The organism is Pseudomonas sp. JZ134 (assembly GCF_051027695.1).
GTDB classification, from domain to species: domain Bacteria; phylum Pseudomonadota; class Gammaproteobacteria; order Pseudomonadales; family Pseudomonadaceae; genus Chryseomonas; species Chryseomonas luteola.
Window position 1 is genome coordinate 1,049,679 of the sequence record NZ_CP069250.1, and the last position, 24,158, is coordinate 1,073,836.

General features: G+C 53.7%; 22 protein-coding genes. 9 read left to right on the forward strand and 13 right to left on the reverse strand.

The window, feature by feature from the left end:
* Positions 1-2: 2 nt before the first annotated feature.
* Together JQR86_RS04750 and JQR86_RS04755 are read right to left on the reverse strand one after the other, a co-directional pair.
* Positions 3-1,214, reverse strand: coding sequence for a putative DNA modification/repair radical SAM protein (locus JQR86_RS04750; RefSeq protein WP_407362183.1), 1,212 nt, complete (start codon positions 1,212-1,214; stop codon positions 3-5).
* A 97-nt stretch (positions 1,215-1,311) separates the two neighbouring features.
* On the reverse strand, positions 1,312-1,980 hold the full coding sequence (locus JQR86_RS04755; protein ID WP_434154419.1) for a C40 family peptidase: 669 nt from the start codon (positions 1,978-1,980) through the stop codon (positions 1,312-1,314).
* Positions 1,981-2,188: 208 nt separating this feature from the next.
* On the opposite strand from JQR86_RS04755, the gene JQR86_RS04760 reads away from it, so the two are divergent.
* Entirely contained in the window at positions 2,189-2,605 is a 417-nt protein-coding gene (locus JQR86_RS04760) for an NINE protein (RefSeq protein ID WP_010795397.1), read from the forward strand.
* Between the two features lie 39 nt (positions 2,606-2,644).
* Here the strand turns inward: JQR86_RS04760 and JQR86_RS04765 are convergent, their stop codons facing one another.
* From JQR86_RS04765 to gshB, 7 genes are all read right to left on the reverse strand, one after another.
* Positions 2,645-3,916: a dihydroorotase gene (locus JQR86_RS04765; protein ID WP_125887765.1), complete on the reverse strand. Its 1,272-nt coding sequence runs from the start codon at positions 3,914-3,916 to the stop codon at positions 2,645-2,647.
* Between the two features lie 21 nt (positions 3,917-3,937).
* The gene (locus JQR86_RS04770) at positions 3,938-4,915 is read right to left on the reverse strand and encodes an aspartate carbamoyltransferase catalytic subunit (protein WP_407362181.1); all 978 of its coding nucleotides are present in this window, start codon (positions 4,913-4,915) and stop codon (positions 3,938-3,940) included.
* Positions 4,916-4,933: 18 nt separating this feature from the next.
* Complete coding sequence (gene pyrR, locus JQR86_RS04775) at positions 4,934-5,446, reverse strand: bifunctional pyr operon transcriptional regulator/uracil phosphoribosyltransferase PyrR (RefSeq protein ID WP_010795394.1); 513 nt, start codon at positions 5,444-5,446, stop codon at positions 4,934-4,936.
* The gene (gene ruvX, locus JQR86_RS04780) at positions 5,443-5,904 is read right to left on the reverse strand and encodes a Holliday junction resolvase RuvX (protein ID WP_125887764.1); all 462 of its coding nucleotides are present in this window, start codon (positions 5,902-5,904) and stop codon (positions 5,443-5,445) included. Before ruvX ends, pyrR begins: the two co-directional genes overlap by 4 nt.
* A complete protein-coding gene (locus JQR86_RS04785) occupies positions 5,905-6,474 on the reverse strand; it encodes a YqgE/AlgH family protein (RefSeq protein WP_010795392.1) in 570 nt (189 codons plus the stop codon).
* A gap of 51 nt (positions 6,475-6,525) precedes the next feature.
* Positions 6,526-7,419, reverse strand: a complete 894-nt coding sequence (locus tag JQR86_RS04790; protein ID WP_407362180.1) for an energy transducer TonB — start codon at positions 7,417-7,419, stop codon at positions 6,526-6,528.
* Positions 7,420-7,526: 107 nt separating this feature from the next.
* Positions 7,527-8,489, reverse strand: a complete 963-nt coding sequence (gshB, locus tag JQR86_RS04795; protein WP_407362179.1) for a glutathione synthase — start codon at positions 8,487-8,489, stop codon at positions 7,527-7,529.
* A gap of 229 nt (positions 8,490-8,718) precedes the next feature.
* Here gshB and pilG point away from each other — a divergent pair, with 229 nt between their 5' ends.
* From pilG to JQR86_RS04835, 8 genes are all read left to right on the forward strand, one after another.
* Positions 8,719-9,126: a twitching motility response regulator PilG gene (gene pilG, locus JQR86_RS04800; protein WP_010795389.1), complete on the forward strand. Its 408-nt coding sequence runs from the start codon at positions 8,719-8,721 to the stop codon at positions 9,124-9,126.
* Between the two features lie 39 nt (positions 9,127-9,165).
* Positions 9,166-9,531: a twitching motility response regulator PilH gene (gene pilH / locus JQR86_RS04805; RefSeq protein WP_010795388.1), complete on the forward strand. Its 366-nt coding sequence runs from the start codon at positions 9,166-9,168 to the stop codon at positions 9,529-9,531.
* 24 nt (positions 9,532-9,555) lie between these two features.
* Positions 9,556-10,092, forward strand: a complete 537-nt coding sequence (locus tag JQR86_RS04810) for a chemotaxis protein CheW (protein WP_074824906.1) — start codon at positions 9,556-9,558, stop codon at positions 10,090-10,092.
* 183 nt (positions 10,093-10,275) lie between these two features.
* Entirely contained in the window at positions 10,276-12,306 is a 2,031-nt protein-coding gene (locus JQR86_RS04815) for a methyl-accepting chemotaxis protein (protein ID WP_010795386.1), read from the forward strand.
* Between the two features lie 30 nt (positions 12,307-12,336).
* The gene (locus tag JQR86_RS04820; protein WP_407362178.1) at positions 12,337-13,221 is read left to right on the forward strand and encodes a CheR family methyltransferase; all 885 of its coding nucleotides are present in this window, start codon (positions 12,337-12,339) and stop codon (positions 13,219-13,221) included.
* Between the two features lie 19 nt (positions 13,222-13,240).
* On the forward strand, positions 13,241-20,287 hold the full coding sequence (locus JQR86_RS04825) for an Hpt domain-containing protein (protein WP_434154420.1): 7,047 nt from the start codon (positions 13,241-13,243) through the stop codon (positions 20,285-20,287).
* The gene (locus JQR86_RS04830; RefSeq protein ID WP_019364357.1) at positions 20,280-21,302 is read left to right on the forward strand and encodes a chemotaxis protein CheB; all 1,023 of its coding nucleotides are present in this window, start codon (positions 20,280-20,282) and stop codon (positions 21,300-21,302) included. Before JQR86_RS04825 ends, JQR86_RS04830 begins: the two co-directional genes overlap by 8 nt.
* An 11-nt stretch (positions 21,303-21,313) precedes the next feature.
* A complete protein-coding gene (locus tag JQR86_RS04835; protein ID WP_010795382.1) occupies positions 21,314-21,793 on the forward strand; it encodes a chemotaxis protein CheW in 480 nt (159 codons plus the stop codon).
* A gap of 37 nt (positions 21,794-21,830) precedes the next feature.
* On the opposite strand, the gene JQR86_RS04840 is transcribed toward JQR86_RS04835, so the two are convergent.
* The 4 genes from JQR86_RS04840 to folM all read right to left on the reverse strand — a co-directional run bounded on the left by JQR86_RS04840 (position 21,831) and on the right by folM (position 24,101).
* Positions 21,831-22,550 (reverse strand): 16S rRNA (uracil(1498)-N(3))-methyltransferase, encoded by a 720-nt coding sequence (locus JQR86_RS04840; protein WP_019364358.1) that lies wholly within the window; start codon positions 22,548-22,550, stop codon positions 21,831-21,833.
* Positions 22,551-22,717: 167 nt separating this feature from the next.
* Positions 22,718-23,065, reverse strand: coding sequence for a HopJ type III effector protein (locus JQR86_RS04845; protein WP_019364359.1), 348 nt, complete (start codon positions 23,063-23,065; stop codon positions 22,718-22,720).
* Positions 23,062-23,355 carry a DUF1244 domain-containing protein gene (locus JQR86_RS04850; protein ID WP_019364360.1) on the reverse strand — a complete coding sequence of 98 codons (294 nt, stop codon included), beginning with the start codon at positions 23,353-23,355 and terminating at the stop codon, positions 23,062-23,064. Before JQR86_RS04850 ends, JQR86_RS04845 begins: the two co-directional genes overlap by 4 nt.
* A gap of 35 nt (positions 23,356-23,390) precedes the next feature.
* Positions 23,391-24,101 (reverse strand): dihydromonapterin reductase, encoded by a 711-nt coding sequence (gene folM / locus JQR86_RS04855; protein ID WP_312600851.1) that lies wholly within the window; start codon positions 24,099-24,101, stop codon positions 23,391-23,393.
* Between the last annotated feature and the right edge of the window lie 57 nt (positions 24,102-24,158).

The following is a 24,158-nucleotide window of genomic DNA, read 5'->3' on the forward strand; positions in this document are numbered from 1 at the left end:
GGTCACCAGAGCGCCAATTGGGCAGGCTTTTCACTGAGCTCAGTACGAAGGTGCAAGGACTCCGCAAGCATGGAGCTGGGACGGTAATCGTGAACAATGATGAACGGCCTGGCTTTTTCCAGGCTGCAACGAAGACGAATGAGATCTGCATAGCGGATACGCCGTTGCTGTCTTAAGGTCACGAGGCGCTTGGCTGACAACATCCCGATGCCTGGAACCCGAGCAATTAACGCAGGCTCCGCCTGATTGAGATCAAGGGGAAAGGTGTCACGGTTACTCAGAGCCCAAGCAAGCTTCGGATCGATATCCAGCGGGAGATTTCCACCTTCCGTTGGTAATTCCGTGGCCGTAAAACCGTAACCTCTAATAAGAAAATCTGCTTGATAAAGCCGATGTTCGCGCAATAAAGGCGGAGGTATGAGAGGTACGGAGTTCGGACTATCCGGGATAGGGCTGAACGCCGAATAGTACACGCGTTTCAACTGATAGGCGCCGTACAGGGTCTGCGCGGTATCCAGTATGGTTCGGTCATCAGTAGCATCAGCGCCTACGATCATCTGCGTACTTTGCCCAGCCGGCGCAAAGCGTGGCGCATTCTTTTCGGCGGCGGTTTCCTCCAGACCAAGACGGATCGTGCCCATGGCTTTTTTGATGCTGCGAACCTCCTTTTCAGGGGCAAGACGTGTCAGGCCCGATTCGGTAGGCAGTTCGATATTGACTGAAAGACGATCGGCATAAAGCCCTGCCTTGGTGATTAGTAAGGGATCTGCATCAGGAATGGTCTTTAGATGAATATAACCTCGAAACTGATGCTCCTCGCGCAGTAACTGAGCCACTCGGATCAGCTGCTCCATCGTATAGTCTGCCGAGCGGATAATTCCTGAGCTCAAGAAGAGACCGCTGATGGTATTGCGCCGATAAAAATCGAGCGTAAGTTTTACAACTTCTTCCGGCGTGAAACGGGCGCGGGGGACATTGCTGGACCTACGATTGACACAGTATTGGCAGTCGTAGAGGCAAAAGTTGGTCAGTAAGATTTTAAGCAGGGAGACGCAACGGCCATCGGGCGTAAAGCTGTGGCAAATACCCATGCCATCTGTGGCGCCTAGACCATCCTTACCCTTGGATGAGCGCTTGGGTGCTCCACTACTGGCACATGACACGTCATATTTGGCGGCGTCAGCCAAAACGATGAGTTTGTCGGTCAACTCCATGAAGCAGCCCTTTATACTGTATATGTGCACAGTATAAAGGGCTGCAGAAAGTCTTCAACCGCTTCTGCTCAACGGTGGGCTTACGGTAGCGCTATCGTTAGGACTTGTGAGGATTAGGCGCACTACGTGGGCGGACCTGCTGTTCACTCGTGGCGACCATCTGGGGAAGAACACGCTTGGCTGAGGCGAAACGCGTTTTCCAGTAGGGGCGGCTGAGATGATCAATTCGTACGCTTTCTCCACGACGTGGTGCATGGATAAAGCGGTCATGGCCCATATAGATTGCAACGTGATCAACGTTACGGCCGTGGATCTTGAAAAAGATCAGATCGCCAGGTTTTAGATCCTTTTTTCCAACCTTCATGCCATCCATGCGAGCCAGCTCCTGAGAGGTACGAGGTAGCTCAAGATTCTGGACGTCACGGTATACATAATTCACGAGTCCGCTGCAGTCAAAACCATGCTTAGGTGTTGTGCCGCCCCAACGGTAGGGTGTCCCTAGTACATCGATTGCGCGGTTGACTACTTTGGTGCTTTCCTTGGCCGCAGCATGCTGAGCGGCAGCATGTGCTTGCATAATGGTTCCCGCCTTGGGCTTGGCAGGAGCATAAACATGTTGTGTACGTGCCTTGGGCTTATTGGCACGTGGTGCTGACTTGGCATGAGCCGGAGCGGCAGCGCGAGCACTAACGGCTTCTTTGGCCTGGACTGCCGTCACAGGCAGTACCAAACAGGCTGATAGCCAGGTAATGAGTAAAGAGCGCATTGTCGACGGACCTGATAATCAAAATCGCGCAACTTTATATCAGATCGATAGTTTTATTTCCGCTCCGCCGGTCGAGATATTTATCAAAAATCAGCGGTTCATGTCGCAAAAGGTTTCTATACCAGTTGGAATCACTGGCAGAATGACCAGTGAAATCAAAAAATCTTGCTTATGAAGCAGACATTACCGCTCTGTGACTGAGGTTGTCATGAAGTACCAAAACGATACGCATAGCAAAGTGCTTGGATACCTGTTGTGGATTTTTGGCTTTCTGGGTGCTCATCGCTTTTATTACGGAAAGCCGGTTACCGGCACCATTTGGTTTTTTACGCTAGGCCTTCTAGGGGTTGGCTGGCTGATCGACCTGTTCCTGATCCCCAGCATGGATCGTGAGGCAGATATGCGGTTCCAGGGCGGTCGCGTCAATTACAGCATTGCGTGGATACTGTTGACCTTTCTAGGCATTTTTGGCGTCCATCGGTTGTACATGGGTAAATGGATTACGGCCATTTTGTACTTCTTTACCGGCGGATTTTTCCTGTTGGGTGTGCTGTACGATTTCTGGACGCTGAACGATCAGGTCTCCATCGAGAATCGGCAGAAAGGAGGCGGTATTCTAGGGTAGGGATGAGCGAACCCGCTGTACACAGCGGGTTCGCTGGTTTCAGGCCTGATACGTTGTCTTGCCTGCAACCAGTGTGTGGCGAACCCTTCCCGGCAGCTCTACGTCCATGAATGGCGTATTGCGCCCGCGTGAAAGCCAGGGCTTGCCTACGGTGGTACGCTCTTCGAGCGAGAAGAGGACGATATCGGCTGGAGTACCTACTGATAACTGACCGGCAGGCAGATCCAATACAGAGGCAGGGCCACTTGTTAGCCTGTGAAGGGCAGTCGATAAATCCAGTAACCCTTCCTCTACAAGCTTCAGGGTCAGAGGTAGCAACAGTTCTGCACTGCTGATACCGGGCTCGGTGGCTGCGAAAGGCGCAAGCTTAGCATCTTCTTCATGCGGCTGGTGATGACTGGCAATGGCCTGTACTACGCCGCTTCGTACTGCTTCACGCAACGCCTGCCTGTCTCGCTCAGTGCGAAGAGGCGGCTGCACATGGTAAAAACTGGAAAACCCTTCAAGCCGTTCATCAGTAAGGAACAGTTGATACAACGCTACATCGGCGGTGACAGGGAGCCCCCGTGCCTGCGCTTCAGCGATCATCTCGATTCCACGGGCGCTGGTCAGCTGGCTAAAGTGTGCTCGTACGCCGCTTTGCTCAACCAGAAGAAGGTTTTGGGATAGGGCAACGGTTTCAGCTGTCTCTGGTATGCCAGCAAGACCTAGGAAGCTAGCGGTAGGGCCCTCATGAGCCAGCCCGCCTTCTGCTAGATCAGCATCCTGAGACGTAAAGATAACCTTCAAATCAAAGGTCGCTGCGTACTCCAGTGCTCGCCGAAGCGTGCGCATGCCTGCCATGGGAGCCAGCCCATTGGTAAAGGCTACACAGCCTGCACTGTGCAATGTAACGAGTTCGGCAAGTTGCTCTCCGGCCAACCCTTTTGTCAGGGCACCAACAGGAAAGACACGCGCTTTACCTGCCGCTTGCGCACGATCCAGAATGAGTTCGGTGACCGCAGTAGTATCCAGTACGGGCTTGGTAGACGGCGGACAACACAGGCTGGTTGTACCACCTGCTGCCGCTGCCTGCGTTTCGCTTTCTATAGTGCCTTTTCGGGTATGGCCTGGTTCGCGGAGCGACACATTCAGATCAACAAGGCCGGGAGCTGCTATCAGTCCAGAGGCATCAATTACAGTTTCTGCCTTGAAACCAACAGGGGCTTCACCCAAGGCAATGATATTGCCTTGGGAAACGTGAATATCGGTTATTTGATCGAGGCGGGTGGCGGGATCTATTACTCGCGCCTTGATAATGCTCAGAGTCACTTAGATATTCTCCTGCTCAAGTTAACGCTGGGCCGTTTGCCCGCTCATTGCCATGGATAGAACAGCCATACGTACGGCAATGCCGTAGGTCACCTGATTGAGAATCACAGATTGACTCCCGTCAGCGACGGCCGACTCTATTTCCACTCCACGGTTGATCGGTCCGGGGTGCATGACAATTGCGTCTGGTTTAGCCTGAGCCAGGCGTTGTGTGGTCAGTCCGAACAGCTTGTAATACTCGCCTTCGCTGGGCAGTAGCCCACCCTGCATCCGTTCGCGTTGAAGACGCAGCATGATGACTACATCCACATCTTTCAGTCCGGCCGTCATGTCCGTAAACGTTTTTACGCCATAACTATCTTCAAGGCCGATGGGCAGGAGCGTGCGTGGTGCGACGACGCGAATGTCCTGGCATCCCAGAGTCCGTAGCGCCAGCATATTCGAGCGCGCCACGCGGGAGTGCAAGATGTCGCCAACAATCGCTACAGACAGTTTTTCGAAATCACCTTTGTGACGGCGAATGGTGAGCATATCGAGCATGCCCTGTGTGGGGTGTGCATGACGACCGTCGCCGCCATTGATGATTGCTACCTGTGGACAAACATGCTCGGCAATAAAATGGGCAGCGCCGGAGTCGGCATGTCTGACTACGAACATGTCCGCCGCCATAGCTTCCAGGTTTCGTAAGGTATCGAACAGTGTTTCGCCTTTGCTGGTCGAGGAAGTCGAAACGTTCAGTGTGATGACATCGGCAGAAAGCCGCTTGGCCGCCAGCTCGAAAGTGGTTCGAGTCCGGGTTGAGTTTTCAAAGAAAACATTGCATACCGTTTTGCCGCGCAACAAGGGTACTTTCTTGACTGCGCGTGCGCCTACCTCAAGAAAGGAGTCTGCCGTATCAAGCAGTTCGGTCAGCAGAGGGCGAGGTAAGTCATCCAGGGAAAGAAAATGGCGCAACTGACCATTGGCATTCAGTTGCAAGGAACGCGTAGCGTTGGTCATGGCGGTAAGCCTTGAGTGTCAAATAGCAGAAGAAAGGGCTTTTCGTTCAAAGGCCAGGGGAGTAGGCCCTGTCAGCTTGATGCGCTCATCCGGACCCAAGGGAAGCGTTTGACCAACAATGTCGGGGCGAATAGGAAGTTCGCGCGCCTCCAGATCCAATAGGCAGACGAGGGTCACGCTGGCTGGGCGGCCATAATCGAACAATTCATTCAATGCCGCACGAATGGTGCGCCCGGTCATAAGCACATCGTCAACCAGAACAAGGTGCCTGCCTTCTATTTCAAAGGGGAGGGCAGAGGGTTGTACCTGTGGATGCAACCCATTCTGAGTAAAGTCATCCCGATAGAATGAAACATCCAGGGTGCCTAGGGGCCATTCATTTTGAAGAGCATCCAGTAGCGCTTGAGCAACCCAGACACCTCCGGTTCGGATTCCCACCAAGCAGGGTTCGCTAATACCCTTGCGCTCAAGGTGGCGAGTCAATTGATCCGCCATTTGCGGAATTAGATCGGTAGGATTCGGGGTGCTCATGCATTCTCCTGCGGAGGCTCGGGTTTGACCGTCTCGGCTTGGGCAGTAAGCCAGCCTTCAAGGAGCATGGCAGCGGCCAAGGCGTCGACAGGGCGCTCACGGTAACCATCACGCTGGCCTTGGGCAAGACGTACACCCTTGGCTTCGTATGTGGTCAGGCGCTCATCGTAGGTGTAAACAGGTAGATTGAATCGACCATTGAGGCGTCGTGCGAATTTCTCCGCACGTGTACTCATCTCGCTAGACGTACCGTCCATATTCAATGGAAGGCCCACTACCAGCGCATCGGGTTGCCACTCTTTAAGCAGGCTCTCAACCTTCGACCAGTCCGGCACACCATTTTGTGCTTTGAGAATGCATAGCTCTCGAGCTTGGCCTGTTACAGGCTGGCCCACCGCAACGCCTATCTGGCGCGTGCCGTAGTCAAATCCCAGTACCAGCTTAAATGAGGAAATCATTCAGGCATGACCCGATTGGCTGGTCAATAAGGATAGGTTGATACCTAGCTGGGCCGCCGCTGCTTTCAAACGAAGCTCACTGGGAACATCGAACAGAATGGATGGGTCGGCCTCGCAGGTAAGCCAGGCATTTTCAGCCAGCTCGACTTCAAGCTGGCCTGCTTCCCACCCGGCGTAGCCCAAGGCAATCAGGTGCTGCTCGGGCCCGTGGCCATCGGCTATGGAAAACAAGATGTCCTGAGAGGTGGAAAGTGCCAGCTCACCCAGCTCCAGTGTTGCCTGGAATTGCGGGCCGGATGGATGAAGAACAAAGCCGCGCTCGACTTGCACTGGTCCGCCGTTATAAATGGCAGTGCTTCTCGAGGAGAGCGGCGGCGCTTCATCAGGGCGCAGCTGTTCCAGAACATCTTCCAGATTTAATGCGCTGGGCTTGTTGATGATAATGCCCATGGCACCATCCTCGCCATGCTCAACCAGATAGATGAGCGTCTGGGCAAAGTTGGAGTCCGCCATGTGCGGCATGGCGATCAAAAGATGGTTTTTGAGGTATTGCGGAGTGCTAGCGTTCATGCTGCTAGTTTCTAGCTTCACGTAGGAAGCTTCAAGCCTAACTCAACAACATTATTGGCTGGCGAGTCGGTCTCCACGCTCAAAGCGCCATGTCCGTATGATTTCAAGCCTGTCGATATCGCTAAGGTCTCCGCTAAACGGTGCAAATGGCGCAGCCAGGCGCACAATGCGCAGGGCGGCCTGATCAAGCACGGTCTGTCCAGAGGACTCGAGGATTTGAACCTCGTAAAGCGAGCCGTCTCGGTTGATAGAAACCAGCAGGCGAAGACTTCCGTAAAGTCGTTCGCGGCGGGCTTGTTCTGGATAGTTCAGGTTGCCGACTCGCTCGATCTTCTTGCGCCAGTCTTCCTTGTACCAGGCGCCTTTGTCCTTCATGGTAGAGGCTGCATTGATCCGGTAGATCTTTGGCCGCTTGGCGTACTGCTGACGCTCATGGGAAAGCTGGGCCTCAAGGCTGGCTATTTCGCTTGAGATCTGAGAATTATCAAAGTGAGGTGTTTCTCGGGCGACAGCTTCTGGCTCGGGTTTTTCTTTCCGAGTAGGTGCTTTGTCCTGACGTGCCGACTTGGTCGTGACGGCGGCCTTGGGGGTCTTGGGTTCAGTGGTTTGCCGAGGGGAAGTCGGCTTGATGGCAGGCTTTATCTCGCTGTCCTTGAATGGCACCTCTTCTGTAGTGCTGGGGGCCAGTGCCTTATCAAGCGTGCCGCTGCCCTGCTGATTTTCCTGGGCCAGAAAATCCGCTTTCTCCGGCGCCTTGTCGCTCTTGAATGAGGCGAGTGTAATCTCAAGGGACTTGCTGACTTCACTAGATTCCGGCATGGAAAAGCCCAAACCCAAAATCAGAACGACATGAACCAGTGCCGCTATAAAGAGGGTAAAGCCAAGACGGTCTGCAGGGCGAACGGCAGAGGCGGCAGGCAGCGTATTTGGGATAGCGGCATTCATGATGAGTAGTTGAGATTACGCTATGAGAAAACTGCTAACCGGCAGGACGATCCTGTCGTGCCGGTTGATGACTATTGAGGAAGTCTGAAGAGAGTTGGGACAAATGTCTATCGTCCAGGTCTCATCGCCACCTTCTTTTCGATGACATCCATCAGCCGCTCGGCGATGCGGGTATCGTAGGCGTTATCAATTTCCCGAATACAGGTAGGGCTGGTCACGTTGATTTCCGTCAGATGCTCGCCAATTACATCCAGCCCTACAAACAGTAGGCCACGCTTGCGAAGCTCAGGTCCTACCTTGGCCGCGATCTCTCTGTCCTTATCAGACAAGGGCTGCGCGACACCCCGGCCACCCGCCGCCAGATTGCCTCGGGTTTCGCCTTGAGCCGGTATTCTGGCAAGGCAGTACTCCACGGGTTCGCCATCGATCATGAGTACACGCTTGTCGCCACTCTTGATAGCCGGTAGGTAGCGCTGCGCAATGATCTGTTGTGTTCCGTGCTGTGTCAGCGTTTCCAGTATGACCGACAGGTTTGGGTCGCCTTCGCGGTGTCTGAAGATGGACGAGCCACCCATTCCATCAAGCGGCTTGAGGATGACGTCCTGATGGGTTTGGGCAAATTCCCGAATCAAGTCGGCACGTCGACTGACCAGTGTAGGGGGTGTCAATTCTGGGAATAAAGTGGCAAAAAATTTCTCATTGCAGTCGCGAAGGCTGGAGGGCTTGTTAACAATCAACGATCCTTCCCGCTCTGCCTGTTCCAACATATAAGTAGCATAGACATACTCATTGTCGAAGGGTGGATCCTTGCGCATCAGAATGACGTCTAAGTCTGCAAGAGGAATGTCCAGCTCATCATGCAAGTCGTACCAGTGTTCAGAATTTTGATGTACCTTCAATAAACGGCAGCGCGCACGAGATTTGCCGTCAAGGTGGTACAGGTCCTGCATCTCCATGTAATGTAGTGTCCATCCACGCGCCTGAGCAGCCCACAACATGGCAAGGGAACTGTCTTTTTTGTAGGCAATATGGGCAATGGGATCCATAACTATCCCGATGCGTATGCTCATTGATCGATTCTCCAAAGCAAACGGTTTGACGGCTCTGATCGGCCGACACTGATGAATGCTCAGAGTGGCGATAGCGCGCTTAGTTATCAAGAAAAACCGGTAGTCCGGTGGTTAATAGATAGACCCTGTAGACTGTGCTAAAAAGATTCGATTTCCAGCCGATAGCTTAAAAGGGCTGGAATGCATTGATAAAGGCGTCATAACTCGCCTATGTGGTGGTAAAGCAAACATGGAACAGTACTCCGAAGGTCTGAAGGTAATGGTAATCGATGATTCGAAAACGATTCGTCGAACCGCCGAGACGCTTCTCAAGAAAGTAGGCTGCGAAGTTATTACTGCCGTCGATGGATTCGATGCGCTCGCAAAAATTGCGGATAACCATCCCAACATCATTTTCGTTGATATCATGATGCCTCGTTTGGACGGTTATCAGACCTGTGCGCTTATCAAGAACAATAGCGCATTCAAATCGACGCCGGTCATCATGCTTTCTTCGCGTGACGGCCTCTTTGACAAGGCTAAGGGTCGGATCGTTGGGTCCGATCAATACCTGACCAAACCGTTCAGCAAAGAAGAGCTGATCGGCGCAATAAAAAACCATGTGCCTAATTTTACCCCAGTCGAGCATACGTCCTGAGGCGTCTGGTTCGTGGTACTGACCAAGTAGGATTCGAAAATGGCTAGAATTTTGATAGTCGATGATTCACCGACTGAAATGTACAAGCTGACCGCCATGCTGGAAAAGCACGGCCATCAGGTTCTCAAGGCTGAAAACGGTGCTGATGGCGTTGCCTTGGCTCGTCAGGAAAAGCCCGATGTCGTTCTGATGGACATCGTGATGCCCGGTCTGAACGGTTTTCAGGCAACCCGTCAGTTAACCAAGGACAGCGAAACCAGCCAGATCCCTGTCGTTATCGTGACGACCAAGGATCAGGAGACCGATAAGGTCTGGGGCAAGCGTCAAGGTGCGCGTGATTATCTGACGAAGCCGATTGATGAAGACACATTGTTGAAAACCTTGGCTGGTGTACTCAGCGCTTAAGGTCATTCAAGGCAGGATCTTCATATGAATGGAAGCCATACTCCTTATACCCTTTTCGCTCAGATCGATCAGCGATGCCGGGACTTGGCGGCGGGATTGCCTGCTCAGCAGGAGGTGGTGCGCTCATGGAGCGGGGTCGGGTTCCGTATGGGAGGCCGTCTGTTTGTTGCTCCAATGGGGGAGGTGAGCGAAATTCTCCATGAGCCTCGTTATACCCTTTTACCTGGCGTAAAAAGCTGGGTGAAGGGTGTAGCCAATGTTCGCGGACGCTTGCTTCCCTTGATGGATCTCAATGGATTTCTGGGCGGCGAGTCATCGTCTGTTCGTGCTCAGCGCCGTGTTCTGGTTGTTGATCACCAGGACATTTATGCTGGACTGATCGTCGATGAAGTGTTTGGTATGCAACATTTTTCAATCACTTCCTTCAGTGAAAAGTCCGCTGCGCCGATAGAAAAGCTAGAGGCTTTCATTCACGGGGTTTTTATCCGGGAATCGGAGTGGTTGGTTTTCAGTCCACACGCACTGGTTCAACACCAGCAGTTTTTAAACGTTGCCGCTTAGCGCACAACGTAACATCAGTATCGCCACGCTTCTCTGTATAAGACATGCAGGCGGACACATCCATGCTGAACGAGAGCCAGTCAAGCTGGCCATCTAATTGCATGGGCAATGGATTGTGGGGCCAAATGAATTGGCTTTATCACAAAGGAATATGCAATAAACCGGTCCAGGCGGGGGCCAGCAATGAAGAAAACGAGTACGGGGAAAACGAGTCCTTTGGTCGCCGGCCTTTTTGTCGCGCTGATCATTTCAATTGTTCTGCTTTTCGCAAACTTCGCGTATCTCAGTACGCAAGCCAACCACGATAAGCAATATCTTGAGCATGCGGGTGAGTTGCGTGTTCTCTCACAGCGTATTTCCACCAACGCGAGTGAGGCTGCAACAGGTAAGCCCGAGGCATTCAATCAGCTTAAGGCGGCTCGTAACGAGTTCGAAAGACGCTGGGATATCTTGCGTAACGGTAATGAGCTAGCAGGTTTGCCGCCTTCTTCATTGTCTGTTGCCCCACAAATGGAAGCGGTACAGGCTGAATGGGATCGTGTCCGGAAAAGTGCGGATGACATTACGGCCAGTGAGCAGACCGTACTATCATTGCATCAGCTTGCGACTACGCTTGCCCAGACGATTCCCCAGTTGCAGGTAGAGTACGATGAGATCGTTAACATCCTGCTGGAGCGTAAGGCACCCGCTGAACAAGTAGCGGTCGCGCAACGTCAGTCACTCCTGGCTGAGCGTATTCTGGGTTCGGTTAACAAGGTGCTGGCTGGCGATCAGTCTGCTGTTCAGGCCGCCGATAGTTTCGGTCGTGATGCCAGTATGTTTGGCCGTGTCTTGAACGCGATGCTTGAAGGCAACGCTTCGATGAACATCGCAAAAGTGACTGACCCCGAAGCTGTTAGCCGTTTGAATGAGGTTAACGAGCTGTTTGAATTCGTTTCCGGCAACGTGGACGAAATTCTCGGTACGTCTTCTGAACTGCTTGTCGTGCGTGAAGCAGCCAACCAGATTTTTGCCAGTTCACAGCAGCTTTTGACCAAAGCGTCGGATCTGGCGCAAGGTTATGGCAACGTAACGGCTGAGCGACGTATCAACGTCCTCGGTAACTACGTTCTGGGCCTTATCGCGTTGGTATCGATTATTTCAATCGGTCTTATCATTGTAAAAGAAGCACGTCAGCGTCTGGCTGAAACCAATGAAAAGAACCAGCGTAACCAGGCTGCGATTCTTCGCTTGCTTGACGAAATTGCAGACCTTGCCGACGGTGACCTGACCGTAGAGGCAACCGTTACCGAAGACTTTACAGGGGCGATTGCTGACTCGATCAACTACTCGATCGACCAGTTGCGTGACCTGGTTAAAACCATTAACCAGACAGCGGTTCAGGTATCGGCAGCTGCTCAGGAAACTCAGTCAACCGCTATTCATCTGGCGGAGGCTTCCGAGCACCAGGCGCAGGAAATCGCCGGGGCTTCTGCCGCTGTTAACGAAATGGCAGTTTCTATTGACCAGGTATCGGCCAACGCCTCCGAGTCGACTGCGGTAGCAGAGCGCTCTGTATCCATTGCAAACAAGGGCAACCAGGTCGTACATAATACGATCGTGGGCATGGATAACATCCGTGAGCAGATTCAGGACACCTCCAAGCGGATCAAGCGACTGGGTGAATCCTCCCAAGAGATCGGTGACATCGTTAGCTTGATTAACGACATTGCCGACCAGACAAACATTCTGGCCCTTAATGCGGCCATCCAGGCTTCGATGGCCGGTGATGCGGGTCGCGGCTTCGCCGTGGTAGCCGATGAAGTTCAACGTCTTGCTGAGCGTTCCTCTGGCGCAACCAAGCAGATCGAAGCCCTTGTAAAAGCGATTCAGACTGATACCAACGAAGCTGTTATTTCCATGGAACAAACGACCTCCGAAGTAGTTCGTGGTGCCTCTCTGGCCCAGGACGCGGGTGTGGCGCTCGAGGAAATTGAAAAGGTTTCCAGAGCGTTGGCAGGTCTGATCCAGAACATTTCCAATGCTGCGCGTCAGCAGGCGTCGTCTGCAGGTCACATCTCGAACACCATGAACGTCATTCAGGAAATTACTTCGCAAACCTCTGCCGGTACTACCGCTACCGCTCGTAGCATTGGAGACTTGGCGAAGATGGCGAATGAAATGAGACGTTCGGTTTCGGGCTTCAAGCTGCCAGAAGATCAGTCTCCTAGCTAAGTGCATAGCTCGTACGGAGCGGCGAGAGGTATGGACGCTATCGCAACGAATGTCGAGCATCCCCAGGGCTGGAGTTTCCAGCCCTCAATGGAAATGCTGCCAAGCGAATTCATCGCTTGGCAGCATTTGCTTGAGAGTCGTGTTGGGATTGTTATCGACATCGCGAGGCGCCCATTTTTTCAGACCCATTTGACGAGCCGTATGCGAGCGCTGGGTATCAACGATTACGCAGACTACTATCGATATGTAACACGGGGAGTGACGGGCGCAAGGGAATGGACTGATCTGCTGAATCACTTAACCACGCAGTTCACTCAGTTTTTTCGCCACCTTCCTTCCTTCGAGACGTTGGAGGCTTATTTGAGTCAGCGTATCCAATTGGACAGCGAGGCAACCTTGTCTTTGTGGAGTGTGGGTTGCTCCAGTGGAGAAGAAGCTTACTCAATGGCAATAACGGCCTCAGAGACCTTCCGCAAGGCGGGTTTATCCGAGCGCTACGGTGTCTTTGCTACAGACATTAGTTCATATGCCTTGAGCAACGCTCGTCTTGGAATATATGCCTCTGAGAAAGTTAAGCATTTAGATAGTTCGCTGCTTGATCGCTATTTTTCAAATCATGCAGATGGAACGTTTTCCATAGCTTCCGCTTTGAAAGCTCGCCTGTGTTGCGCGCGATTGAATGTGCTCGAGCTTGGTAGAACACCCATATCTGGCATGGATGTCATTTTCTGTCAAAACCTGCTCATTTATTTTCGTCGGTGGCTTCGTAAGGACATTCTCAATCAGCTTGTCAGCAAGCTGAACCCCGGCGGACTTTTAGTAATTGGCGTGGGAGAGGTCACTGGCTGGAGTCATCCAGACCTGATCCCGGTCGCTGATGAGCGTGTTTTGGCTTTTACCCGCAGGGTAGCTTAACGGTATGAATGGAGTGAATATGGCAGATCGGCACGATTATGTCGCTCTGGAGTGGGTGAAGGGTGAGATTGCCGAAACGCTGAAGCAAGCCCAGCATGCACTTGAAGCTTTCGTTGAGAATCCTCAGGACACTACCCGGATTCGCTTCTGCCTGACCTACATTCACCAGGTCCACGGCACCCTGCAGATGGTCGAGTTCTATGGCGCGGCGCTGCTTGCCGAAGAAATGGAGCGGCTGGCCGAGGTGCTTCAGAACGATCCGGCAGCAGCCCAGAGTGATGCGCTTGAAGTTCTGATGCGAGCCATCTTGCAACTTCCATCCTATTTAGATCGCATTCTCGGTGCCCGTCGCGACCTGCCGATGATGGTGCTGCCGCTTCTGAATGAACTGCGTGCAGTCAGAGGCGAGAAGCCTTTATCCGAGGTTAACTTCTTCTCGCCAGCTTCTCCGCCTCTTGTGCCGCTTCTCGAGCCTGAAGAGCTGGCTCGCAGACAAGCAACCGATTGGCCGGTAGTCGTACGCAAACTCCGTCAGGTTTTACAGGTTGCACAAGTCAGCCTGTTCCGTAACCAAGGTGTTGCCAGTCACCTCAATTATCTGACGAAGGTGTTCGAGCGTCTTGAGCATTTATGCGCAGGCAGTCCGCTTGGCGAGTTGTGGCCGATGGCTTCTGCTCTGATTGAAGGACTCAGCGCTGGCGTCTTCGAGAACGATAGCCGCGTACGTGTATTTCTGCGTCGCATCGATAATGAGCTCAAGCGGCTGCTGGCAAGCGGAACAGCGGCACTCAATGTGCCAGCTTCTTATGATCTGACACGCGATCTGCTTTTCTATCTGGGCCAAGCTACAAGCGATACGCCCCGGATCAAGGAAATAAAGGCTCTCTACAAGCTCGAAGAAGCGCTGCAGATTTCAGGGCAGGGTGATACTGGAAACAATGGAAGCATTGGTCCGGATCGCGATGCGATGCGCTCCGTGGTGACAGCTCTGTGCGAAGAGCTGGTGCGCATCAAGGACAGCCTTGATTTGTATGTACGTAGCGACCGTCAGCAGTCTAGCGAGCTGGGCGCACTGCTGCTTCCCTTGAAGCAAATTGCAGACACGTTGGCTGTCCTGGGCTTTGGCCAGCCGCGTCGCGTCATTCTAGATCAGATCGATCAGGTCTCGGCGCTGGCCGCTGGTGATGTGCCCAGTACCGATTCTGCGCTCATGGATATCGCAGGTGCGTTGCTTTATGTCGAGGCAACACTGGCGGGCATGATTGGCGTGACGGATCATGGCGATGATGAAGAGTCTCATCTTCCCACGACAGACGTTGCCCAGGTACATCAGCTTGTCATTAGAGAGGCGCGTAACGGTCTTGAGCAGACCAAAGATGCCATTATCGAATTCATAGCCTCTCAATGGAATCATGAGCATTTGTTGCCGATTCCCCAGTTGCTGACCCAGGTTCGAGGCGGCCTGGGCATGATTCCTCTGGAGCGTGCAGCAGGCCTGGTTGAGGCATGTAATCGCTATATTCAGCAAGAGCTCCTGGCTCGCCAGGTCGTTCCAGACTGGCAGAGCTTGGACACGCTGGCAGATGCTATTACCAGTGTCGAATATTACCTTGAACGTCTCGCTGACGACTCCAATGCACAGCAGGAGCTGATTCTTGATGTAGCAGAGGAGAGCATGGAAACCTTGGGCTATCCCTTGGTATCCAGTTCGACTGATGTGCCTCTGGTTGTAGAGGAAGTAGCTACAGAGCCGACGCCGGACGCAAGCGCTGACACCGCGATGAGCGATGCTGATGCAAAGGTTGAAGAGCCTGCACACGCTGAAGCGGTTGATTCGCTCGAAAGCAGCTCTCCTGAAGCCAGCACCGCTTCTGGTGTTGACGGCCTACAGGAGGACGCCACATCACTTGAGCCGACGGCGGAGGAGGCGCTTTCTCACGAGCCCTCGACAGAGCCAGAACTGCCTGCCGACGCAGCTGCCGGTGCCTTGGAAACCAGTGATGACGCGCAGGAAGCCACTGCGTCTCTAGATGCAACGCAGCCGACTAAGGCTGAGGCGTTACCTGAACACGTCGATACAGTAGCTGACGCCTCTCTCCCTAGTCATGGCGAAGAGACAGGTATGGATCTGGGGGAAGTCATGGCCTCCCCTGTGCAGGCTATCAATCCGCCTGCAAAAGAAGTTCCTCCCTCTATTCTTCCTCCTCCTGTTGATGAGGAGCCTGTCGATGAAGACTTGAGAGAGGTCTTCATCGAAGAGGCAGAAGAAGTACTTGAAACGCTTAACACGTATATTCCCCGCTGGCTGACTAATGCCTCGGATCGTGAAGCGTTATCTGAGAGCCGTCGAGCCTTCCATACCCTGAAGGGCAGCGGGCGCATGGTGCGCGCCTTGATCATTGGCGAGCTCTCATGGGCAGTTGAAAATCTTCTCAACCGTGTCATCGACCACAGTGTAGAAACCTCTGCCGATATTCAGCATGTAGTAAACGAGGTCGTACAGCTACTGCCGCAGCTGATTGATGAATACGAGTTGAATGCTCAGCGTCAGCGTAACGATGTCGATTACCTTGCAGCAGCGGCTCATGCGCTGGCCCGCGGGCTTCCGATTCCAGACGCGCTTGAGTCTTCTGAACAGGTAGAGCCTGCTTCTGAGGTTGAGCCCGGTTCTCAGGATGAAAATGCTGACGTCGAGGCTCCGGTTACGGCTGTAGACCATGCTGAAGAGCCAGAGCCAGAGCCAGAGCCAGAGCCAGAGCTTAGCCTTGAAGCTGATGACGAAAAGTCGCTGGATGCGCAGGTCACAAGCGAGCCTGTGCTTGAAGAGCTGCCTGAGCGTGAAAATGTTGATCCGTTGCTACTGGATATCTTCCGTAATGAGGCGGAGGCTCATCTTGCAATAATTGCGGAATACCTCGAACAGGCGGACCCTGAGGTACCTCAACAGGTTACTGATAATCTGCTGCGTGCCTTGCATACCCTCAAGGGTAGCGCTCATATGGCAGGTATTTCAGCGATTGCTGACCTTGCTTCGTTGTTGGAGCGTGTTGTTAAGGAATACAAGGCAAGCCATACACCGTTTGGCTCTGAAGAGCAGCAGGTACTGGCGGATGCAGCGTATTCGATAGAGGACGGCCTCAGACAGTTGAGTGACGACCATATCGATATTCAGCTTATCGATAATGATGCCTTATTGGCTCGATTGCAGGATCTGCTGGAGCAAAGATCCGAGCAGACCGCTTCGATCGATGCGGCAGAGTCGAATACGCATCACAACCGTCAACGTCTCTCCGATTTTCTTATCGAGAGCATGGATATCCTGCTCAAGGCCGATGGGCTGCTAGAGGCCTGGCAAGCAACGGGTGATGATGCTCATCATGCTGCCGCGCTGTCTGCTGAGTTTACTCATTTCTCTGATCGGGCCGCTAACGCGGGACTTTCAGACGTGGAGGCGTTGAGTTCGGTTCTTTGCGAGGTCTATCAATCTTGCATTAGTGCGCATATTCCTCATCGCGACGCGTTCTTCGAAGAGGTGCTGGCTTCCCAGGAAGCCTTGGTCAGCATGCTTAACCAACTGGCCGTGGGGCTTAGAGCCACACCTCAGGGTGAGCGCATCAATGCATTGCATTTGCTTCTTGCTGAACTGGATGCTACTGAGACTGAGACTGAGACTGAGACTGAGACTGAGACTGAGACTAAGGCAGTGTCGGCTGATCATATCGATCCGGTAGTCGAGTCCTCTGCGATCAGTACGGCCGAGCCCGTTGCACAGGCTCCTGCTATTCCAGTTGACGATGAGCTTGACAGCGAGATGGTGGCCATCTTCCTGGAAGAGGCGGTCGACCTGCTTGATAGTGCTGGGCAGGCACTTGAGCGCTGGTTCAAGGAGCCGACCAACCATAACAATCTCTGGATTCTGCAGCGCGACCTACATACCCTCAAGGGCGGGGCGCGGATGGCTGATATCGAGCCCATCAGCCTTTTGGCCCATGAGCTTGAGACGTTATACGAGGGGCTTGTTGACGGTCGTTACCAACCAAGTGACGACTTAAAACCGCTGCTCCAGCGTTGTCATGACCGCTTGGCTCAGCAGCTTGACCAGTTGCAGAATCATCAAGCGCTTAGTCAGCCTGATGACCTGATCGATGCGATTCAGGCCTATCGGCAGGGTATACAGCGGACGCAGCAGGTCGAGCAGGATGAAGACGCTGCGTATTCCGAGGACACGTCAACGCCAGAGGTACAACCTTCCGAGCCTCTGGACGAGGCTGACGAGGAACTGATCGATATTTTCCTTGAGGAAGGTTTCGATATTCTTCAAAGCGCGGCAGGTTCTCTGCAACGTTGGCAGATGGACACGCATAACAGCTTTGAGCTGGAAGCCTTGCAACGTGACCTGCATACGCTCAAAGGCGGTGCCCGTATGGCTGACATCACACCCGTCAGCGATTTGGCCCATGAGCTTGAGTTCCTATACGAGGGATTGAGTGCAGGACGCCTCCGTTCAAGTGAGCACTTGTTTGGCCTTCTACATCAAAGCCACGATCTGTTGCTTGAGATGCTGGAAAGTGTCCGTAACCGCCAACCTGTACCGTCTGGTCAGCGTCTGGTGGAGGCCATTCATGCTTTCCGTACCAGCACGGATCAGCAGTTGGAGCAGCCTGTCAGCATTACATTGCCGCCTGCTCAAGTAGAAGACTCCGATGAAGACGAAATTCTGGAGATCTTTATCGAGGAGGCTGAGGACTTGCTCACCAATATGGAGTTGGCGCTCCATCGTTGGGAGGAAGTCGAAGGCTCGAATGAGGCCGTTGATGATCTGCTGCGCTGCCTGCATACCTTGAAAGGTGGTGCTCGTCTCGCAGGCCAGTTCGCACTAGGTGACCAGGCCCACTTGCTTGAACAGGAGCTGGGGGACGCCAGCCCATTAAACGGGCCCGTTGCCTCGGACCGTATTGTTGAGTTGAAAGGCAAGGCCCGTGACGGCTTGGCTGATCTAGGGGCACGAATTGCGGACCTGCGTGAACATTTCACCGCAGCGCCCATGCCTGCATTGGCTGTAGCGATTGAACCTGAACCAGTGAGCGAGCCCGAGCAACCTCTGGAGGTGCTTGCCCCTGTCATGGCCGCTGCACCGCAAGAGTCCAATGATCAGGTTCAGGTGCTGCCTTTCGTACAACGGGCGCAGGAAGCGGCGCGCAAAGACAGTAACCGTCGAGCTCCTCAGGAATTGGTACGCGTTCCGGCTGATCTGCTCGAAAACCTGGTTAATCTGGCCGGTGAGACTTCCATTTTCCGAGGTCGTGTCGAGCAGCAGGTTAGTGATATCGGTGCCACGCTCAGTGAGATGGAAGCGACCATTGAGCGGGTCCGCGATCAGTTACGTCGCTTGGATACCGAAACGCAGGCCCAGATCCTCAGCCGTCACCAGGATGAGCATGAGCGTGCGGGCTATGAAGAGTTCGATCCATTGGAAATGGACCGATACTCGCAACTGCAACAGCTGTCCCGCTCCTTGTTCGAGTCGGCGTCTGACTTGCTCGATCTGAAAAACACACTGGCATCCCGTAACCGTGATGCGGAGACCCTGCTATTACAGCAGGCTCGCGTCAACACGGAACTTCAGGAGGGCCTGATGCGTACGCGCATGGTGCCTTTCGACCGTATGGTTCCACGTCTGCGCCGCGTTGTTCGGCAGGTGGCGGGTGAGCTGGGAAAGCAGGTTGAGTTTGAGGTAAACAACCCTGAAGGCGAAATGGATCGCAATGTGCTGGAGCGTATTGTCGCTCCGCTCGAGCACATGCTGCGTAACGCGGTAGACCATGGTATCGAAAACAGTGAAGCACGTAAGGAAACAGGCAAGCCCGAAACGGGCAATATCCACCTCTCCTTGAGTCGTGAGGGCGGTGATATTCTGCTGACGCTTTCTGACGATGGCCGTGGTATCGATTTGTCTGCGGTACGTCGCAAAGCCATAGAGCGCGGCCTGATGGATGAGGGCAGTGAGCTTTCCGAGCAGGAAGTCATGCAGTTCATCCTGGAGTCGGGCTTCTCCACCGCTGCACAGGTGACTCAGATTTCCGGACGCGGCGTTGGTATGGACGTGGTCCACTCCGAGGTTAAACAATTGGGTGGAACCATGGGCATTCACTCGGTTGCAGGAGAGGGAACGACCTTTTCGATCCGTTTGCCCTTTACGGTGTCGGTCAACCGGGCACTGATGGTGCACTCTGGCGAGGACCTGTATGCAGTTCCGCTGAACACAATCGAAGGTATCGTTCGTGTGTCGGCGACGGAGCTGGAAGCTTACTATCAGGCCGGTGCTCGTTCCTTCGAGTATGCAGGCCAGACGTATGAGCTGAAATACTTGGGTGAGCTGCTGGAAAATGGGCAACGGCCTAAACTGATCAACCAGCCGCTTCCCTTGCCGGTTATTTTGGTGCGCTCGAATGACCATGCCGTGGCTATACAGATCGACAGCCTGGCCGGTTCGCGAGAGATCGTAGTAAAGAGCCTGGGCCCACAGTTTACCGGCGTGCATGGTATCTCTGGCGCTACGATTCTAGGGGATGGTCGAGTAGTCGTGATTCTTGACCTGCTGGCCTTGATTCGCAGCCGCTATGCTCGTGCCGTTGGCGCGCCGGCCGACCTGTCTATTGCGATCGACTATGCCGTGGAGACCGAAGTTGAGCGGCCGACACTGGTTATGGTGGTTGACGACTCGGTTACGGTTCGCAAGGTGACTAGCCGTCTGCTTGAACGGAGCGGGATGGACGTGATTACCGCTAAGGATGGCGTGGATGCGATTGCTCTACTTCAGGAGCGCAAGCCCGATATCCTGTTGCTTGATATCGAGATGCCGCGGATGGATGGCTTCGAGGTGGCTTCACTCGTGCGTCACGATGAGCATCTCAAGGACCTGCCTATCATCATGATTACGTCACGCACAGGCGAGAAGCACCGTGATCGTGCTTTCACTATTGGCGTAAATCATTACCTAGGCAAGCCGTACCAGGAAAATGAGCTTCTCAATCACATCCAACAGTTGGTCAAGGTAAATGACTGAGAAAGCAATAGTTCGAGTTGCCATTCTGGCTGATACCTCGTTGCAACGGTATGTGTTGCAACAGGTATTGGCTGGCAACGGCTATCAGGTGGTATTCAACAGCGATCCGACGCGCCTTGATGTGGAAGCCTTGCGAGCCTGTGAGACGGATCTTTGGCTGGTGGATCTGGCTGAGTCGGAAGACTCCAACGTGCTGGAGGATCTGCTTGAACATACCTCTACGCCCGTCCTCTTTGGAGAAGGCCAGGCACCTGAGTTCAGCTCGGATCTTTTCCCGCGCTGGGAGCGCCGCCTTATTACCAAGCTGAAGCATTTGGTGGGTGATACGACCGAGGCAGTTGGTCCGAGCCTTCAGGCGCTTCTGGCTGATACCGAGCGTCCGGAGCGACTGAGTTTGCCAGCGTCTCTGGCCTCAACACCCTTGCAGATGGGGGAGTCTGCCAAAGAGGTATGGCTGTTGGCCGCATCGCTGGGCGGACCGGATGCAGTAAAGGCTTTTCTTGACGCTTTGCCAGGCGGATTGCCGATTGGCTTTCTTTATGCGCAGCATATCGATGCCAATTTCGAGGCAACACTTCCAATGGCGGTAGGTCGCCACAGTCAATGGCATGTACAAATTGCGCAGCCGGGACTTGAGGTCAGGTGTGGTGAGGTCATAGTCGTTCCAACACAGAACGAGCTGAGCTTTCGTAATGATTCCAAGCTGGATGTCCTGAGCCGCAAATGGCCGGAGCCCTATACGCCTTCGGTCGACCAGATGATGCTCAATCTGGCTCAACATTTCGGTTCGCGTTGCGGCATGATCATTTTTAGTGGCATGGGTAATGACGGTAGCAGCTCGGCAGCCTATATGCGCCGAAGAGGTGCGGAGATATGGACTCAAAGCGCCGACAGTTGTAGTTGCGCCAGTATGCCAGAGACACTTCGAGAGGCAGGATTCTCTTCGTTCACGAGTGATCCGCGGGGGCTGGCCGAAGCGCTGGTCAACCGCCTAGCCAAGCAGCATGCTCATTGAAAGGAGTTCCTATGAGTCAAACACCAGCACTCACAAGCACACCTGAAAACCTGACAGGACTGCTGCTTTCCCTTACGGACCGCACGCTTTTGCTGCCTAACGTTGCTGTGGCTGAGTTGATACCGTATCGACCGGTTGCCAAGCTGGCCGATCAGCCTGACTGGTGTTTGGGGCAGGTGGCGTGGCGAGACCTTCGGCTCCCGCTGCTCAGCTTCGAAGCCGCCTCGGGAGCGCCGTTGCAGTTTGACCGTAACAGTACGTCAGCCCGGGTCGCGATCATCAACGCCTTGGGAGGGCGTGCTCATGTGCGTTTCCTGGCCATCCTCGTGCAAGGTATTCCACGTTCCATGAGAGTTACACCTGACCTTGAGTCGGCTGATGTTCCTCTGGATCCTCTGGAGCTGGCAGCTGTGAAGCATCAGGGTAGTGTAGTGAAGATTCCCGATCTGATTGCGCTGGAAGAAAAGCTGGCTGAAATCGGAGTGATCTAATCAGAAAGCCCGGTTGAGACCAGGCTTTCTAACTCTTCTAGAAGTCTCCCCAGAGCTGCTGTGCTACAGCCAGCGCCACAACCGGCGCTGTTTCAGTCCTGAGTACACGCGGTCCCAGACGTGCAGAAACAAAACCGGCCTTCTGGGACTCTGCCACCTCGTTATCAGTAAGACCACCTTCTGGGCCTATCAGAAAGGCGAGACTAGAGGGTGGTGTGTGGCTGGTAAGCGGCTCCGCAACGGGATGAAGTACAAGCTTCAAATCGGCCTCGACCTTTCCAAGCCACTCGGCTAGCGTGACGGGGGCATGGATGATAGGGAGGGTTGAACGTCCGCACTGCTCACAGGCGCTAATAGCGACCTGCTTCCAATGTAGAAGACGCTTGTCGGCTCGCTCATCTTTCAGGCGCACCTCGCAGCGCTCCGTCATGACAGGAGTGATTTCGGCGGCGCCCAGTTCTGTCGCTTTTTGTATAGCCCAATCCATTCTTTCCCCTCGGGAAAGACCTTGCCCTAAATGGACACGAAGCGTTGATTCCTCCACTCCGGAAAAGCGCTCCTGTATGTCCACGTGCGCCGATTTTTTCCCGATCTCGGTTAGCATTCCCTTGTATTCATAGCCAGACCCATCGAATAGCTGTACGGCTGTACCCGAGGTAAGACGTAATACACGTCCCATATAATGAGCCTGTGCTTCAGGGAGGATCTGTTGCCCGAGCGAAAGGGGAAGGTCGACGTAAAAGCGAGATAGGCGCATTGGCAGTCACAGGTTTAGAAAGCAGTCGCTGCCTATTATTACTGACCCATGAGCTGAAGGCACGGCTTGATTCAATTAGGTAAGTAAGATCTAGCCACTGAGCGCGAAAAAGTTATGAGCAACACTGTTGCGCCTTGATCGTTTCGGATCAAGGCGCAAGCGACAGATCAAACCGACTGTTTTGCTGCCAATGGCAGCTGGGCGAAGCGGACGCCTGCCAGACCATGGGTGATCAGCGAGCGGATGTTCGCGTGATCAGCACCTTCAGGAGTCGCAATAACGCTACGGTAATGCTCCCCAAAGGCCAACAGGGCTTCCTGTGTCTCGAAGCTCTCCATCAGCGCAAGGCCTAGAGTTTTGCAGGAGCCTTCGTTTTGGCCAGCTGCGTTTTCTACCGAACCATTTACAAAGGCTTGAGGCGTGTAATCATAGTGCTCTGCAATGAAAGCCAGGGTATCGGCAAACAGATGCTCATCACTACGAAGCCGAGCGCGAAAGGTCTCGAGGGGAGTCATGGCTTGGCACTCTCCTTGAAAGCAGCAGCCTGTTCAGGTGTGGCTTCCTTCTGGTAAAGCGATTTCCACTCGGCATACGGCATTCCATAGACGGCCTCACGTGCATCGTCCATGCTCAGTTCCACGCCCTTTTCATCCGCCGCCGCCTTATACCATTTCGATAGGCAGTTCCGGCAAAAGCCTGACAGGTTCATCAGGTCGATGTTTTGTACGTCGGTACGCTTGCGCAAATGTTCTACTAGTGTACGAAAGGCCGCAGCCTCCAGCTCAATGCGCTCTTGTTCGGTCATGGATCGATTCCTCCAAAAATGAATGCTTGGGACAATCAGGCATTCTTCGAATGACGCAGGTGGCGGCCACCATTGGCCGTAACCGTACTGCCTGTTGTATAGGTGGACTGCAACAGATAGGTCACAGCCTCGATGATCGGCGCGGCTCCAGGCTCATACGGAAGTAGAGCCTTTTTCAGCGTAGCCTCCTGATAATCAGCACTGCTGTCCTCTTTGAAAATAAGGAGGCCGGGAGCAATGGTATTCACTCTGACAGTAGGTGCGAGCTTTTCAGCGAACGACAGGGTCATGTTACTCAACCCCGCCTTGGTCGCTGCATAGGCGATGTGATTCTTGCTGCCCCGGGAGGCACTGTCGTCACAAATGTGGATGATATCGGCGCGCATACTGGCAAGCAGGAGCGGCTCCAGAGCCAGGTTTAGGTGATACGGCGCTTCGAGATGCACCTGATACATGGTCTGGAAATGATGAAGCGAGTCGTCCAGCCAAAGCGATGCATTATGAATGATACCGCGCAGGCTTTTGGCATAAGTGAGTACATAGTCGATAAACCGTTGCCTGTCTTCAACGGAGGTCAGGTCTACCTGAACAGGGTAAACATTTTCCAGCGTCACCAGCTCGCCAGGATCGTTGCGGTACGTGGCTACGATCTCATACCCCTGACTGCTCAATCTCTTGGTCAAGGCAAGGCCGACTCGTTTATTGGCGCCCGTGATAATCAGCGGGGCAGCAAACGTGTGATGCATGGGATGGGGCTCCGACAGACGAAAGGGCTGTCTGCTAGAGATTCGATACTTTGCAGA

Excerpts from the sequence above, each read along its gene's own strand:
- JQR86_RS04750 (WP_407362183.1), bottom strand. The coding sequence starts at position 1,214 with ATGGAGTTGACCGACAAACTCATCGTTTTGGCTGACGCCGCCAAATAT.
- JQR86_RS04755 (WP_434154419.1), bottom strand. The coding sequence starts at position 1,980 with ATGCGCTCTTTACTCATTACCTGGCTATCAGCCTGTTTGGTACTGCCT.
- JQR86_RS04760 (WP_010795397.1), top strand. The coding sequence starts at position 2,189 with ATGAAGTACCAAAACGATACGCATAGCAAAGTGCTTGGATACCTGTTG.
- JQR86_RS04770 (WP_407362181.1), bottom strand. The coding sequence starts at position 4,915 with ATGACCAACGCTACGCGTTCCTTGCAACTGAATGCCAATGGTCAGTTG.
- pyrR (WP_010795394.1), bottom strand. The coding sequence starts at position 5,446 with ATGAGCACCCCGAATCCTACCGATCTAATTCCGCAAATGGCGGATCAA.
- ruvX (WP_125887764.1), bottom strand. The coding sequence starts at position 5,904 with ATGATTTCCTCATTTAAGCTGGTACTGGGATTTGACTACGGCACGCGC.
- JQR86_RS04785 (WP_010795392.1), bottom strand. The coding sequence starts at position 6,474 with ATGAACGCTAGCACTCCGCAATACCTCAAAAACCATCTTTTGATCGCC.
- JQR86_RS04790 (WP_407362180.1), bottom strand. The coding sequence starts at position 7,419 with ATGAATGCCGCTATCCCAAATACGCTGCCTGCCGCCTCTGCCGTTCGC.
- gshB (WP_407362179.1), bottom strand. The coding sequence starts at position 8,489 with ATGAGCATACGCATCGGGATAGTTATGGATCCCATTGCCCATATTGCC.
- pilG (WP_010795389.1), top strand. The coding sequence starts at position 8,719 with ATGGAACAGTACTCCGAAGGTCTGAAGGTAATGGTAATCGATGATTCG.
- pilH (WP_010795388.1), top strand. The coding sequence starts at position 9,166 with ATGGCTAGAATTTTGATAGTCGATGATTCACCGACTGAAATGTACAAG.
- JQR86_RS04810 (WP_074824906.1), top strand. The coding sequence starts at position 9,556 with ATGAATGGAAGCCATACTCCTTATACCCTTTTCGCTCAGATCGATCAG.
- JQR86_RS04815 (WP_010795386.1), top strand. The coding sequence starts at position 10,276 with ATGAAGAAAACGAGTACGGGGAAAACGAGTCCTTTGGTCGCCGGCCTT.
- JQR86_RS04820 (WP_407362178.1), top strand. The coding sequence starts at position 12,337 with ATGGACGCTATCGCAACGAATGTCGAGCATCCCCAGGGCTGGAGTTTC.
- JQR86_RS04825 (WP_434154420.1), top strand. The coding sequence starts at position 13,241 with ATGGCAGATCGGCACGATTATGTCGCTCTGGAGTGGGTGAAGGGTGAG.
- JQR86_RS04830 (WP_019364357.1), top strand. The coding sequence starts at position 20,280 with ATGACTGAGAAAGCAATAGTTCGAGTTGCCATTCTGGCTGATACCTCG.
- JQR86_RS04835 (WP_010795382.1), top strand. The coding sequence starts at position 21,314 with ATGAGTCAAACACCAGCACTCACAAGCACACCTGAAAACCTGACAGGA.
- JQR86_RS04840 (WP_019364358.1), bottom strand. The coding sequence starts at position 22,550 with ATGCGCCTATCTCGCTTTTACGTCGACCTTCCCCTTTCGCTCGGGCAA.
- JQR86_RS04845 (WP_019364359.1), bottom strand. The coding sequence starts at position 23,065 with ATGACTCCCCTCGAGACCTTTCGCGCTCGGCTTCGTAGTGATGAGCAT.
- JQR86_RS04850 (WP_019364360.1), bottom strand. The coding sequence starts at position 23,355 with ATGACCGAACAAGAGCGCATTGAGCTGGAGGCTGCGGCCTTTCGTACA.
- folM (WP_312600851.1), bottom strand. The coding sequence starts at position 24,101 with ATGCATCACACGTTTGCTGCCCCGCTGATTATCACGGGCGCCAATAAA.